The following is a 14,065-nucleotide window of genomic DNA, read 5'->3' on the forward strand; positions in this document are numbered from 1 at the left end:
CATAGATGAACATTCTGATTATAGGTGCTGGCGGTCGTGAGCACGCTCTGGGTTGGAAAGTCGCTCAAAACCCAAATGTTAAAACTGTCTTTGTTGCTCCGGGTAATGCGGGCACAGCGCTTGAGCCTAAACTTGAGAACGTCAACATTGCAGTGGAAGACATTGCTGGTTTGGTCGCTTTTGCTCAAGAAAAACGTATTGAGCTGACCATTGTTGGCCCAGAAACACCCTTAGTGCTTGGCGTGGTGGATGCTTTCCGTAAGGCGGATTTACCCATCTTTGGCCCGACGCAAGCGGCAGCACAGCTCGAAGGCTCAAAAGCCTTCACCAAAAATTTCTTAGCTCGTCATCATATTCCAACGGCGGCTTACGCTAATTTCACAGAAATTGAACCTGCTTTGGCATACGTCCGCCAGCAGGGTGCGCCGATTGTGGTCAAAGCTGATGGCCTTGCCGCTGGCAAAGGGGTCATTGTGGCGATGACGCTACAAGAGGCCGAAGACGCGATTCAAGACATGCTCGCAGGCAATGCCTTTGGTCATGCAGGCAGCCGCGTGGTGATTGAAGAGTTCTTAGATGGAGAAGAAGCGAGCTTCATTGTCATGGTCGATGGTGAAAACGTGCTGCCTATGGCCACCAGCCAAGATCATAAACGCGTCGGCGATAAAGACACTGGCCCCAATACTGGCGGTATGGGTGCTTACTCGCCAGCTCCGGTGGTCACGCCCGAGATCCATGAGCGCGTGATGCAAGAAGTGATCTATCCAACGGTGCGCGGTATGGCGGCAGAAGGCAACCCTTACACAGGTTTTCTGTACGCTGGGCTAATGATTGACGCGCAAGGCACACCGAAAGTAATTGAGTACAACTGCCGCTTTGGTGATCCTGAAACTCAACCGATCATGATGCGGATGCAATCAGATTTGGTCGAACTCTGCTTTGCCGCTCTAGAAGGCAAACTTGATCAAGTGGAGTCAAAATGGGACCCACGCGCTTCTATCGGTATTGTTTTGGCCGCTGGCGGTTACCCTGCCGACTACGCGAAAGGGGATGTCATTTCTGGCTTACCAACGCAAGAAGTCGCGGGTGAGAAAATCTTCCACGCAGGCACAAGCGACCAAGCTGGAGAAGTCGTCACCAACGGTGGTCGCGTGTTATGCGCAACCGCACTTGGTAACACGGTTTCACAAGCGCAGCAGCGCGCTTACCAATTAGCCAAACTGGTCAACTGGAATGGCATGTTCTATCGCAGCGATATTGGCTACCGCGCGATAGCTCGTGAACAACAGACAACAAAATAACAACGACAAAGCTAGGTTATGATCCAATAAGGCGCTCATTGAGCGCCTTATTTTTATACTTCATGTTCATACTTCTGTATTGGCTTGGTGCTAAACCCACTTCGAGATGAACTTAATCATCACTTCAACAATTGCGGTTTGTCGACACAGCCATGATTCTCATCAGCAAGCATTAATAGCTCTTCGATATAGACACGGTTATTGCGGATTTTACCTAAAAATGCGATGTAGTTATCCAATGATGCTAAACGACTGACCACAAAACTGGGCAGCGTTTGGTTAAATTCCATCTGCGTGTATTCATGACCCGTGCAGGTTTCAAACACTTCGCCATCCCACACCCCTTGAATCAGTTCTAACCCTTGGTTGTCTTTATTTTTGGTTTCTGAGATCAGGTATTGTGCTTGTTGCAGGTAATGGGAAAGCTGTTCTTCATCGAGTGGCAGTATTTTTCCATCGACACGGTATTGTTGATAAATGGCCTCGCCAGCGTCATTAAAACGTAAGTGAACCGAATAAGGCACGAGCGATTTCTTTTGTAGCTGCTCACCTTCGCGCTTGAGCTCTCTTAATGTCCCTTCATCCCAGCGATAATTAGTTTTATACCAACCATAATCACCCGATGCGACATAATCGGCGGCGCTGTTTGGAGAGGCTGAACGCTCGATATACCAATAAAAACTGGTGGCATCACCCATGGTTTGCCCACTGGTATAATTGGAATATTGTTCGAGACTAGGCGTATGGCTAGAGGAAGAGCATCCCACTAAGACTAGGGGAAATAGAATGGATAAAAGAATTTTTTTCATGGGAGAAATCTACGCCGAGAGGGTATCTCGGCGTAGTATAAATTATTTCACTGAATCTTTCAGTGCTTTACCGGCTACAAATGCTGGAACGTTAGCTGCTGCGATTTGAATCTCAGCACCTGTTTTAGGGTTACGGCCAGTACGCGCTGCACGGTGGTTTACTTTGAATGTACCAAAACCAATTAGTTGAACTTGGTCACCCTCTTTGAGAGCTCCTTCAACTGCGCCTAAAGTCGCTTCAAGAGCAGCTTTTGCTTGTGCTTTAGATAAGTCTGCTTTTTCAGCGATAAAGTCGATTAATTGGGTCTTGTTCATTAGGTTTCCCTTCTCATGTGTTATCGAATTGACCTCACTCTAAAACATAAAGCCCCCGTCTGGCAAAGGTTTGTCGCTGATCTTTTGTCTCTATGCCGCACTTTTAACCACAATATGAGCAATAACTCACAATTTGTTACTGATTGACAAAGAATATCCGCTTGTTTTTGATGCTGTAAGCCCTTATTTATAGCGTACTTATGCTTGGATACCTGATATTTCAGGTCACTTAAGCGACCTAATATATAAGTGCAATCCTGCCCAGGCAGAGCAAATGCCACATACGCCAACGGTCTATACCCAAACAACTTGAAGTTGCAGGTAGGCGGCAAGTAAGTTCATCCCCATGAGCATAGATAAACTATGTGATTGGGGTGAGCGAACGTAGCCAACACCGCTGCAGCTTCAAGTGGGAAGGGTATATTGGTATGAGGCAAACTCAACGCAGTATTGATTTGGTATAGATTAAAACTAAGGAACAATCATGTTTTTGCTTACGGTTTATATTGCCGTTGCCATCGGTGTCTCTTTTATCTGTTCGGTTCTTGAAGCTGTGCTACTAAGCATCACACCAAGCTACCTTGCTCAGTTGCGCCAAAATGCTCATCCTTCAGCTGATAAATTAAGCAAGCTCAAAGCGGACATTGACCGTCCCTTGGCATCGATTCTCACGCTCAACACCATTGCTCACACCATCGGTGCCGCCAGCGCAGGCGCACAAGCGGCGGTCGTATTTGGTAGCGAATGGCTCGGCGTATTTTCTGCGGTGCTAACTCTAGGCATTTTGGTGTTGTCGGAAATCGTACCGAAAACCATTGGTGCGACCTATTGGCGTCAACTTGCGCCAGCTTCTGCGGTAGTTTTACGCTGGATGGTGTGGGCACTGACACCTTTTGTCTGGTTTTCAGAGCAGATCACCAAACGCTTAGCGCGTCACCATGAAGCGCCCAAAATGCGTGATGAACTCTCCGCGATGGCCATGCTGGCCAATGAAAGCGGTGAGTTTGCCGATGGCGAATCAAAAATACTCAATAACTTGTTGGCTATCCAACACGTCCCAGTGACTCAAGTGATGACACCGCGCCCGGTTTTGTTTCGCGCCAGCGCGCAACTCACTATCGACGAGTTTCTCGTGCAACATAGAGATACGCCCTTTTCGCGTCCACTTATTTATGGCGACAGCAAAGAGGACATCATCGGTTTTGTGCATCGCTTAGAGCTATTTAAACTGCAACAAAAGGGCCAAGGCAGTAAACGTTTAGAAGAAGTCATGAGGCCGCTTCATGCGCTGCTCAACAAAATGAGCCTATTAAAAGCGTTCGAACAAATGATGCAAAAACGGCTGCAATTGGCGTTAATCGTTGATGAATACGGCACAGTACAAGGCATTCTGACCTTAGAGGATATTTTTGAATACCTACTGGGTGAAGAGATCATTGATGAAGCTGATAAAACCACCGACATGCAGCAGCTCGCTTACCAACGCTGGGAACGTTGGAAGAAAACACACGGCGTCATTGAAAACAGGGATGAGTAATAGAAAATAAAGGAAATAGAATGGAATCTAATCCTAAATCGACAAAAATGCGGCGTAGAACATTGCGTACTAACGCTACAGCATCAGAACAAAGTGTGTGGGCAAAGTTACGATGCCAACAACTAGGCACTAAATTTCGCCGTCAGTTTGGTATTGGTCCTTATATCGTGGATTTTTATGCGCCAAGTCATCGGCTGGTGATTGAAATCGATGGTGACTCTCATTTCAGCGAGTCTTCTTATATCTACGACCAAGCAAGAACTGATTATCTAGAGCAATTTGGCATTCGTGTTTTACGGTATACAAACGAGGAAGTACGAATACAACTTGATGATGTTGTTGAGGATATTTGTCGCTACTTAAACACCCCACCCTAACCCTCCCCTCAAAGGGGAGGGAATTTAAAAGCGATCACTGTAATCAGCACTTTTCGGCACCGAAACGAACGCTTTTAGTCCCTCACCCTTTTAGGGGGAGGTTAGGAGGGGGTGTACAGAATTTAAAAGCAATCACTGAAATCAGCACATTTCAGCACCCAAAACGAACATGCTTTTAGTCTCACCCCTTCAAGGGAGACGAGGCCGCTTTTAGCCCCCCCTTCTAGAGGAAAGTTAGGTAGATGTACGGAATTTAAAAGCGATCACTGAAATCAGCACATTTCAGCACCCAAAACGAACATGTTTTTAGTCTCTCCCCTTTAAGGTAGACGAGAGCGCTTTTAGTCCCTCCCCTTCTAGAGGAAAGTTAGGTAGATGTACGGAATTTAAAAGCGATCACTGAAATCAGCACATTTCAGCACCCAAAACGAACATGCTTTTAGCCTCTCCCCTTCAAGGTAGACGAGAGTGCTTTTAGTCCCTCCCCTTCTAGAGGAAAGTTAGGTAGATGTACGGAATTTAAAAGCGATCACTGAAATCAGCACATTTCAGCACCCAAAACGAACATGCTTTTAGTCTCTCCCCTTCAAGGTAGACGAGAGCGCTTTTAGTCCCTCCCCCTTCTAGGGGGAGGTTAGGAGGGGGTGTACTACAAACTCACGCCAATGTTGCTCACGCCTTCGTCGCGTAGCTCTTGGCGTAGGTCTTTAATCAAATCAATATCTCGCTCTACGGCTTCACGCAGAGGGCGGAAAATAGCCCATTGCACATCCCATTCGGCGCAGACCGCTTCATTTTGTTTTTGATTGTCGTTGGTGATCTCTTCGCCCGTTTGCGCTTCTTCTAACTGCGCCACTGTCAGCACCGACACCTGACTGATTTTTTGCATGTTTTCATACAGATAATCGCGATCAAGCAGGCCGTGAAGTAGGTGAGACAAAGCCACACACGCATCAATTGCTGGGTACACAGCGTAAACATCAAAATCTTCTGAGCTTGGAATGATCTCTTCCAACTTCTCCAATTGGTTCTCGAAATTGATTTTGGCACTTTTTACCGTGAGCAATTCCCAAACACTGTCGAGAATATCTCGATATACTCGCGTGTGAGCAAATTCAGTATTGTCGCAAAACATGGCATAGTTCGGGTACATACGTTCACACAAACACGCCATAAAAGTAATTTGTTGCCAAGGTTCAAATTTCTCAAGACGAACCTGCAGAGGGTTTTGTAGCATAATCACTCAATCGCAGCAGAAAAAGACAGCGGAAGTGTACTTGATAACCAACAGGGAAAAAAGCAAAGCCGATGAACAATTTCACTCATAAACTCTATATTCTGACCGAACACAACGATATTTATCGACAAGCGATTGAACAGGCGCAGTTGAGCGGCTTAGCCATCACTGACGATCGCAGCGAAGCAACCATTTTGCTGGCCGCGCCACCACTGGCGGCAAAGTATTTGGACGATTTTCCGCAACTGGAATGGTTGCACTCGGAATATGCAGGCGTCGACATCTTAATGTCGCCACAACTTCGTCAAGATTATGATCTCACCAACGTTAAAGGCATCTTCGGCCAGCAAATTGCTGAATACGTTCTGGGCAACCTGATTGCACACTTTCGCCACTTTGCTTGCTACGCGCAGCAACAAGCGGCCAAACAGTGGCAAACCCACCCTTATCAATCGATCAATGATAAAACCATGGTAATCCTCGGCACAGGCTCGATTGGCAGCCATTTAGCGAAAGTAGCCAAAGCCTTTGGTCTACACGTGATTGGCGTCAACCGCACTGGCATCCCAGCCAAAAACGGGGGTTTTGATAAAACCTATCACATTAACGAGCTTGCTACTGCCCTCGCTCACGCGGAGGTTGTGGTCAGTACGTTACCCAACACGCCGCACACCAAAGGCTTGCTCAATCAAAGTACGTTGAGCTATTGCCACAATGCATTGCTGTTTAATGTCGGGCGCGGTAAAAACCTTGTTGAGAGTGATTTGATTGCACTGATTGAAGAGGGTCACATTCAACACGCCTACCTCGATGTGTTTGAAAAAGAGCCATTAAGCGAAGATCACCCGTTCTGGACGCACCCTGCCATTAGCCTTACCCCGCACATCGCAGCAGTGAGTTTTCCTGAACAAGTGGTGGAGATTTTCACCCGTAATTACGGCTTGTGGCGAGACGGGTTTCAACTTGAGAACAGAATTGATTTTGAAAAAGGCTATTAGGTCAAATAGCGGTTAATAATCGGCACTAAGCCTAGGGAAACCCTAACTCAATGTTACTATAGACACGCAAACCACTTGCCATTGCTGTCGAGAATACACTGCCGCATCGAACACGGGTTAATGCGGTAAAACAGGAACGGTATCGCCTACTGACACAAGGAGCAAATCATGCCTTCAGCCATCACTTCGTGGCTACAATCACTGAACATTAATTTAGAACAACTGCTGCCGATTGCTGAAGCACTTGGGCTTATCGCGCTTATTTCTATCGTTATCCATTTAGTGTTGCACCGAGGGGTGAGCCTATGGCTACAGCGGCGCACAACCAACGCACAAGTTTTACAAAACATTCTGTTTAGCAAAAAGCTTTTCAGCCGCTTTGCCTTGTTAATTCAAGGGATTGTCATTTCAATTCAAACTCAGTTATGGCTTAGCCACGCCAGTGCGACTTACGAACTGCTGCATACATTAACCTTACTGTGGATTATTCTATTTGGCTTATTAAGCAGTTACGCCCTGCTCAATGTGGTGGAAACGCTACTTTATCGCAGCGCAACCAGCCGTAACATTCCGCTCAAAGGCATTATTCAAAGCATCAAAATCATCGCATTTGTTATCGCCGCACTGTTTGCGACGTCGATTTTAATTGGCAAATCGCCAGTGCTACTGCTGAGCGGTTTAGGTGCGATGACCGCGGTCATCATGCTGGTATTTAAAGACCCGATTTTAGGATTAGTGGCGGGGATTCAGCTTTCAGCGAACCAAATGCTAAGCGTCGGTGACTGGCTTGAAATGCCCAAATATGGCGCAGACGGTAACGTCATCGACATTAGCCTGACCACAGTCAAAGTGCAAAACTGGGATAAAACCATCACCACGATTCCTACTTATGCCTTGATCTCTGATTCGTTTAAAAACTGGAAAGGGATGCAAGAATCAGGCGGCCGACGCATTAAACGCAGCGTATTAATTGATGCCAATAGCATTCACTTTCTGACGCCAGAAGAGCAAAGCTACCTACGCAAAGCACAACTTTTAGAGCCCTACTTGGCCGAAAAAGAACAAGAACTCAACGCCTATAATCAGATGAGCCAACTCGATTTAGCCTGCCGCATCAATGGCCGCCGCTTAACCAACATTGGCAGTTTTCGTGCCTATCTAGAACGTTACTTGCGTAACCATCCCCAAATTCACCAAGGCATGACATTAATGGTGCGCCAACTGGCCCCCACGCACGATGGCGTCGCGCTGGAGATCTATTGTTTCACCAATACGGTCGTGTGGGTCGAGTATGAAGGTATTCAATCGGATATTTTTGACCACATTTACGCCGTGCTTCCTGACTTCGGCCTACGCGTTTCGCAAGCGCCAACTGGGAGTGACTTTCAAGCACTCGCAAGGTAAACCTGAGTTTCCTCCCCCTAATGGGGGAGGTTTGAGCATAAAGCGATCGAGAAGGGTTACAGTTTAAAGCGGTTAATTTCTTGTTGAAGCTCTTTAGATAAGCTAGAAAGCAATTCAGCTTGTTGGGAAGCTTCTTGTGCTTCTTTTGCCAGTTCATCAGACACGTCGCGTATACCTTGGGTATTACGCGTAATTTCCTCTGTGACTGACGCCTGTTCTTCTGCGGCGGTTGCAATTTGGGTTGCCATATCGCTGATCGTACCGACCGCTTCACCAATTTTCACTAAGCTTTGCGCGGCCACGTTGGCATCTTCCACGCTACTTTCGGAAAGCTTGCTACTCTCAGTCATGATGTTCACGGCCTGAGTCGTGGTTTTCTGCAAGGTTTCAATCGTCTGTTGAATTTCTTGTGTCGAACTGTGCGTCCGTTGGCTGAGTACCCGAACTTCATCCGCTACCACCGCGAATCCACGCCCTTGCTCACCCGCCCTTGCCGCTTCAATCGCCGCATTCAGTGCCAGTAAGTTGGTTTGCTCAGCAATGCCCTGAATCGCTGACAAGATCGTATTAATGTTTTGTGCGTGCTGGTTCAAGTTCTCAATGACTTCTTTGGCTACCGTCATCTCTTTCGACAACTCACTGATCGACTGTTGAGTATTTTTCACCTGCTCAACACCGTGGTTAGAAATTTTCACCGTATCCAAAGAGGTGGCCGCTGTATTATCTGCATTGCCTGCAATCTCTTGCGTTGCAGCTGCCATTTCGTTAATCGCAGTGGCCACCATGTTGATTTCATCTTGTTGCACCATAATGCGTCGGGTACGCTCATGGGCTTGCGCTGCGGTGTTTTCTGCTTGCAGTGTTAACCCTTGCGACACTTCATGGAAGCGCTTGATCATGCCGTGCATATTACCGACGAACTGATTAAAGTTATTCGCCAGTGCGCCTACTTCATCTTGATAACGTGGTTCAATGCGCTGCGTAAGGTCAGCATCACCGTCTGCAATTTCCGCCAATGCTTGGGAGACTCGGCCCAAGTCACGCAGTAAGAACCCAACCAATGCCGAAAACACGATCACGACCAAAATTGTAATGGCGACTGATATCGAAGTTAATTGCATAAAGAGCGCGCCAATATTGGTGTACTCCACCTCTTTATCGAGCTCAATGCCGAGCACCCAGTCAGTCTCAGGAACGGCAGTAAAGAATAATAATTTTTCAACATCACCAACCATCACAGTTTGTATTTTATTCTCAGTCATTGAGCGGTCGATGACTTGCTGCGTTAGGTTAGGGCTATAAGAAGCTAACGGTTTGAGAATTAAATCTTTATTGCGGTGGGCAATAATTAACCCCGTATCACGGTTGACCAGCATAGCATTTGATTTTGCTCCTGCATCAATCGCAATGACATCTTTAATCAGTTGATCAATCAACACATCGGCACCAATAACGCCCCAAAACTGTCCGTTTTTCTTAATCGGCTCAGCGAGCGTCACCATCAAAGCACCCGTGATCGCATCGGCATAGGCGGCCGTCAGTATCGGGCCAGAGCTATTTTTCGCTTCTTGATACCATCCTCTTGTCCGAGGATCATAGCTTGCGTTATTTGCGCCTCGAGACGGAATAGAACGGTGCATGGTGCCTTGCTCAGTGCCGAAATAGAGTAAATCAAACTGTGCGCCTTGCTGAGCTTGCTGTAAAAAAGGCAGTGAATCTTCCTTCATCGTGTGAGGGATCACCGCGCTAATAACTTTGCTACGAACATCCAACCATTGGGTAATCGAACTCGTTGCCGATTTCGAGATACCATGCACCCTTTCCTTGATGCCACTCTCCGTTTCATCTTTCAATAAATTTGCCGACAGTAACGTCAACACCACCGCCATCACAATAACAACAAGCAAACTTGTCATTATCAACTTACCTTTTAACGATAGATTCACAACTCACCCCCATTGGTGAAAATAGATTAGTTTTTTTGTAAGCATCGCCAGCAGCACAAACTTTGCACTTACACCATTTTGCACTTACACCATATTGTGGTTAAGCAACACGGAAGCGAAATCGCAAAGCGTTGTAGTGTAGCGGCTAATCAATACAAATTTTTTACACCTATTAAAAGTAAGTTACTGCTATTAACAATGCAATTAACACGGTAAAACATTGCGCTCAATCTATCACCTCATAACCTAAACTGCGCAACGTAACCGCAAAAGCTTGCTTTGTGGTGGGTTCTCCATGAATCAAATGAATTTGCTTAGGCTTAGTCGCAATGCCCTCAATAAAGCGCAACAAATCGGCTTGGTCGGCATGGGCAGAATAGCCCGACATACTGTGAACCTGTGCATTCACAAGCACCTCATCGCCATCGATCATCACCGAGTGATCGCCTTGCGCTATTGCTCGGCCCAGAGTGCCTTGTGCTTGGAAGCCCGCAAAGATCACATCGGTTCTTTTATCAGGCAACAGCGCTTTTAAATAGGCCATCACTCGGCCACCTTCACACATGCCAGACGCGGCCACCACAATCGCCGCTTCCCCTGTTGAGGCTAAACGGTTGACCAATGCTTGATGGCTTCGATAATCTTGAACGGTAATACACTGTTCAAACGCAAGCGGATGCCTTTGTGCATCCAAACGCTTTTTCGCCTCTTTTCCCCACAATTTTTTAAACTTTCGGTAAGATTTCGTCACCTGTTGCGCCATAGGTGAATCTAAAATAATCGGAATATTGCCATCAATTTCACCGCTGAAGATCAATTGTTCAATATCAAACAGCAGCTCTTGTGTTCGGCCCACACTGAATGCTGGAATTAAAATGGTGCCACCGTCTTGCAAAGAACGGTTGATGATGGCCTTTAAGCGCTGCGCCCGCAGCTGCACATTGTCGTGGGTTTTGTTCGCGTAGGTTGATTCAATCAGCAGATAATCGGCGCGAGGCGGAGAGACTGGGTCTGGCAATAACGGTGTGTTGCTGGGGCCTAAATCCCCTGAAAACAGGACAATTTCATTATTTGGCAGTTTCACTTCAATAAACGCTGACCCTAAAATATGGCCCGCAGGCGTAAAGCGAAAATAAGTATTGTCTAAATCACGAGAAATACGCTGCCACACACCATAATTCACCGGCTTTATTTGTTTATTGAGCCTTTCTAATATTCTTGTACGCTGTGTTTGCCCTAAGCCAAGTTGAAGCTTTAAACCATCTTCTAACATTAACGGGAGTAATTCTGCGGTAGCGGGTGTGCAATAAATAGGCTGATGAAAACCAGCCGCTAATAACCAAGGTATACGGCCGATGTGATCAATATGCGAGTGAGTTAACAACAACGCCTGCAGATGAGTTAATGGAAAATCAATCGCCATTGGTCGGCTATCACGCCCTTGGAATAAGCCGCAATCAACCAAAACCCCTTTCTTCCCAAGCCTCAGCTCATGACAAGAGCCCGTGACGGTCTCTTTTCCACCATGGTGAATAATATCCATATTCTTCTCCTGAATTTATGTTTGCTCGCATATTTAGCGGTTAAATAAACAACACAACATGGTTAATGTCTCGACAAAAAATATCACTCACTGTTGTAAAACGCGATGCCATCCTTATAAATTGATTGCATTAATTTCAAAATCATCAATATTGATTAATTTTCAATACCAAATACTCGGATATATATACATAAGAAGAATCGGTATACCGGGGATAATAAATGTAATTGGTATGACATATCAGAAAAATAGTCTATACTGCCCGCCCAAATAGGAATATTCCTACAAAGTAGGTATATCCTTGCAGGAAAGCATAAGAAATCAATGATAATATAATCGCGCTAGGTTATTAAATTAATAAACCAGAAAGACTAAGGCTATGACTGATATTTTTAATGAGTCAACACAACACCGTGAATCCGTTGCTGAACTCTCTGAATTAGGCGATTACGATGGACAAGATCAAACGATTGACAGTTTGGCTAATGAGATAGTGTACATTTATTGTCCAGACGAAGATGCGTGCAAAATTCACACCGTGCTCTCTCGACATCCAATTCACTACCAAGTAAACAACTACAACTTAGTCGATTTTAAAAATAAAACACTTTGTCATTTTAAAAGTGCGAATTTGTCTAAACGTCAACAGCTATTTTTAATCGCTGCGACCGAGTTTGGTGCATGGGTTGAGCCACTGGTCAGCTATTTTGACCGAAAAGTAGGCTATACAGAAACAGAGCTACTGCACAGCGGTTACTTCTTGCACCAAAAAGCCTTTTCTATTTTATCAAACAAAAGACATAGCCGAGAAAAACGTTTTATTGATCTCTTTTTTGTTTTCAGCTTATCGACTGTCGCAATACCTGTTGGGCTCATCACCGCACTTCTCATTAAGCTAGAATCACCCGGTCCTATTTTTTTCAAACAACGACGGACAGGACAATACAACAAAGAATTTGAAGTGATTAAGTTTCGCTCAATGCGTAATGATGCAGAAAAAAATGGCGCACAGTGGGCAACAAAAAATGATGCACGAGTGACCAAAGTGGGCAAATTCATTCGTAAAACACGAATTGATGAGCTTCCTCAATTAATCAATGTATTAAAAGGGGAAATGTCGATGGTTGGCCCACGGCCAGAACGTGAAGTATTTATTGATGAGCTTGAAAAGCAAATTCCCTACTACCGTTTTCGCCATGCGGTGAAACCGGGAGTTACAGGGCTTGCTCAAGTGAAGTACCCTTACGGTGCATCAGTAGAAGATGCAGTATGGAAACATAAATACGATGTGTACTATATTAAGCACCAGAACTGGCGCATGGAATTGAAGGTTTTGTTGTTGACCGTCAAGACAGTTTTGTTTGGGATGGGAAGGTAATAAAATCACTTAGAATAAAAAAGGTTCCGTAAGGAACCTTTTTTATTTAAAACAAGATTTTTATATCAAAACTTCATTATTAGCAGGCAATACATCATATCTTTTGAGTGTTGTAAAATACTGTTTGATGACCCATTTCTCATCAAACTTGTCTTCCATAAAGGCACGACCAGCCTTACCCATTGCCTGTTTCTCTGAATCACTGAGTGTTAAAAATTGCTCGCAACGCTGCGCCAGTGAAAGAGTATTTTTCACTTCACACAGATAGCCAGTTTGACCATCGAGTACTACATCACGACAACCTGGTGCATCAGACACAATCAAAGGTTTTGCCATCGCAGCCGACTCAATCATGGTTCTTGGAATACCTTCACGGTAAGAAGGTAAAACTAAACAATCCGCTTGAGCAATAATGGGGCGCACATCATCTGTTGTGCCCAAATACTCCACTATCCCTTCCTTTTCCCACTGGGCAATTTCCTCACGCCCAATCACACTTGGGTTAGGCACACCACAATCACCCAGCAATTGGAAAATAGCCTGTGGGTACTGCTTACGAATTTGTCGCGCCGCCTCAACAAACTCACACACACCTTTATCTCGCAACATACGAGCTATCAGTAGGAAGCGAATATTCTCATCAGGTTGTGGTTTGTTACTCGGTACAAAGTGGTTAAGGTTAACCCCCTCGCCATGCAGCAATACCGCTTTATTTGGCTCGATTAGACGATGACCTAAAAAGGCGCATCGATCATCCTCATTTAAAAACCACACTTCTTTAGGGTAACGGAAGGCGAACCTATAAAGTTGACGGGCTACTTGTGAAACCACATTTTGGTTAACGAAGGTATAGCCTAGGCCAGTGGTAATCGCTAAAGAAGGAATACCGACTAATTTAGCAGCTAGAGATCCGTAAATATTAGGCTTGATCGTATAGTGAATAATAAAATCGGGTTTTATTTCGCGGTAATGACGCAATAAACGTAGCATTAAACCGAAATCAGCAATAGGGTTTACCCCTTTTGCTTGCATAGGTAAATCGAGCACTTGACAGCCCATTTCAGCCAGCTTTTCTGAAAACTTATCCTCAGGGGCGATAACATAGAGCTCCACACCACAGCTCAATAACTCTTTAATTAGAGAGTGGCGAAAATTAAATACTGACCATGCAGTATTCGCCACCATAATTAATTTCATAAATTAAATATCCAACTGACAAA

The 14,065-nt window shown here is 45.4% G+C and carries 12 protein-coding genes; 6 read left to right on the forward strand and 6 right to left on the reverse strand.

What is annotated here, in order from left to right; translation table 11 throughout:
- Positions 1-5 precede the first annotated feature (5 nt).
- A complete protein-coding gene (gene purD, locus AACV20_RS10390) occupies positions 6-1,301 on the forward strand; it encodes a phosphoribosylamine--glycine ligase (protein WP_170907210.1) in 1,296 nt (431 codons plus the stop codon).
- A 119-nt stretch (positions 1,302-1,420) separates the two neighbouring features.
- Here purD and AACV20_RS10395 read toward each other — a convergent pair whose 3' ends face one another.
- Positions 1,421-2,110, reverse strand: coding sequence for a DUF1481 domain-containing protein (locus AACV20_RS10395; protein WP_017046802.1), 690 nt, complete (start codon positions 2,108-2,110; stop codon positions 1,421-1,423).
- 42 nt (positions 2,111-2,152) lie between these two features.
- Entirely contained in the window at positions 2,153-2,425 is a 273-nt protein-coding gene (gene hupA / locus AACV20_RS10400; RefSeq protein ID WP_010320328.1) for a nucleoid-associated protein HU-alpha, read from the reverse strand.
- 484 nt (positions 2,426-2,909) lie between these two features.
- Here hupA and AACV20_RS10405 point away from each other — a divergent pair, with 484 nt between their 5' ends.
- Both AACV20_RS10405 and AACV20_RS10410 read left to right on the forward strand, forming a co-directional pair.
- Positions 2,910-3,962 carry a CNNM domain-containing protein gene (locus tag AACV20_RS10405; RefSeq protein ID WP_170907211.1) on the forward strand — a complete coding sequence of 351 codons (1,053 nt, stop codon included), beginning with the start codon at positions 2,910-2,912 and terminating at the stop codon, positions 3,960-3,962.
- Positions 3,963-3,982: 20 nt separating this feature from the next.
- Positions 3,983-4,339 carry an endonuclease domain-containing protein gene (locus AACV20_RS10410; RefSeq protein WP_017042616.1) on the forward strand — a complete coding sequence of 119 codons (357 nt, stop codon included), beginning with the start codon at positions 3,983-3,985 and terminating at the stop codon, positions 4,337-4,339.
- A gap of 649 nt (positions 4,340-4,988) precedes the next feature.
- On the opposite strand, the gene AACV20_RS10415 is transcribed toward AACV20_RS10410, so the two are convergent.
- Positions 4,989-5,576, reverse strand: a complete 588-nt coding sequence (locus AACV20_RS10415; RefSeq protein WP_026028258.1) for a YjaG family protein — start codon at positions 5,574-5,576, stop codon at positions 4,989-4,991.
- A gap of 71 nt (positions 5,577-5,647) precedes the next feature.
- Here AACV20_RS10415 and AACV20_RS10420 point away from each other — a divergent pair, with 71 nt between their 5' ends.
- Positions 5,648-6,574, forward strand: coding sequence for a D-2-hydroxyacid dehydrogenase (locus tag AACV20_RS10420; protein WP_170907212.1), 927 nt, complete (start codon positions 5,648-5,650; stop codon positions 6,572-6,574).
- A gap of 168 nt (positions 6,575-6,742) precedes the next feature.
- Positions 6,743-7,978: a mechanosensitive ion channel family protein gene (locus tag AACV20_RS10425; protein ID WP_013855795.1), complete on the forward strand. Its 1,236-nt coding sequence runs from the start codon at positions 6,743-6,745 to the stop codon at positions 7,976-7,978.
- Positions 7,979-8,034: 56 nt separating this feature from the next.
- On the opposite strand, the gene AACV20_RS10430 is transcribed toward AACV20_RS10425, so the two are convergent.
- Positions 8,035-9,924: a methyl-accepting chemotaxis protein gene (locus tag AACV20_RS10430; protein WP_170907213.1), complete on the reverse strand. Its 1,890-nt coding sequence runs from the start codon at positions 9,922-9,924 to the stop codon at positions 8,035-8,037.
- A 226-nt stretch (positions 9,925-10,150) separates the two neighbouring features.
- Positions 10,151-11,467 (reverse strand): MBL fold metallo-hydrolase RNA specificity domain-containing protein, encoded by a 1,317-nt coding sequence (locus AACV20_RS10435; RefSeq protein WP_170907214.1) that lies wholly within the window; start codon positions 11,465-11,467, stop codon positions 10,151-10,153.
- 379 nt (positions 11,468-11,846) lie between these two features.
- On the opposite strand from AACV20_RS10435, the gene AACV20_RS10440 reads away from it, so the two are divergent.
- Positions 11,847-12,845: a sugar transferase gene (locus tag AACV20_RS10440; RefSeq protein WP_170907215.1), complete on the forward strand. Its 999-nt coding sequence runs from the start codon at positions 11,847-11,849 to the stop codon at positions 12,843-12,845.
- Between the two features lie 60 nt (positions 12,846-12,905).
- Here AACV20_RS10440 and AACV20_RS10445 read toward each other — a convergent pair whose 3' ends face one another.
- Positions 12,906-14,042, reverse strand: a complete 1,137-nt coding sequence (locus AACV20_RS10445; protein ID WP_170907216.1) for a glycosyltransferase family 4 protein — start codon at positions 14,040-14,042, stop codon at positions 12,906-12,908.
- Positions 14,043-14,065 lie beyond the last annotated feature (23 nt).

The organism is Vibrio sp. B4-6 (assembly GCF_963888245.1).
GTDB lineage: Bacteria > Pseudomonadota > Gammaproteobacteria > Enterobacterales > Vibrionaceae > Vibrio > Vibrio anguillarum.

Excerpts from the sequence above, each read along its gene's own strand:
- AACV20_RS10395 (WP_017046802.1), bottom strand. The coding sequence starts at position 2,110 with ATGAAAAAAATTCTTTTATCCATTCTATTTCCCCTAGTCTTAGTGGGA.
- AACV20_RS10445 (WP_170907216.1), bottom strand. The coding sequence starts at position 14,042 with ATGAAATTAATTATGGTGGCGAATACTGCATGGTCAGTATTTAATTTT.
- hupA (WP_010320328.1), bottom strand. The coding sequence starts at position 2,425 with ATGAACAAGACCCAATTAATCGACTTTATCGCTGAAAAAGCAGACTTA.
- AACV20_RS10415 (WP_026028258.1), bottom strand. The coding sequence starts at position 5,576 with ATGCTACAAAACCCTCTGCAGGTTCGTCTTGAGAAATTTGAACCTTGG.
- AACV20_RS10440 (WP_170907215.1), top strand. The coding sequence starts at position 11,847 with ATGACTGATATTTTTAATGAGTCAACACAACACCGTGAATCCGTTGCT.
- AACV20_RS10420 (WP_170907212.1), top strand. The coding sequence starts at position 5,648 with ATGAACAATTTCACTCATAAACTCTATATTCTGACCGAACACAACGAT.
- AACV20_RS10435 (WP_170907214.1), bottom strand. The coding sequence starts at position 11,467 with ATGGATATTATTCACCATGGTGGAAAAGAGACCGTCACGGGCTCTTGT.
- AACV20_RS10410 (WP_017042616.1), top strand. The coding sequence starts at position 3,983 with ATGGAATCTAATCCTAAATCGACAAAAATGCGGCGTAGAACATTGCGT.
- AACV20_RS10405 (WP_170907211.1), top strand. The coding sequence starts at position 2,910 with ATGTTTTTGCTTACGGTTTATATTGCCGTTGCCATCGGTGTCTCTTTT.
- purD (WP_170907210.1), top strand. The coding sequence starts at position 6 with ATGAACATTCTGATTATAGGTGCTGGCGGTCGTGAGCACGCTCTGGGT.
- AACV20_RS10425 (WP_013855795.1), top strand. The coding sequence starts at position 6,743 with ATGCCTTCAGCCATCACTTCGTGGCTACAATCACTGAACATTAATTTA.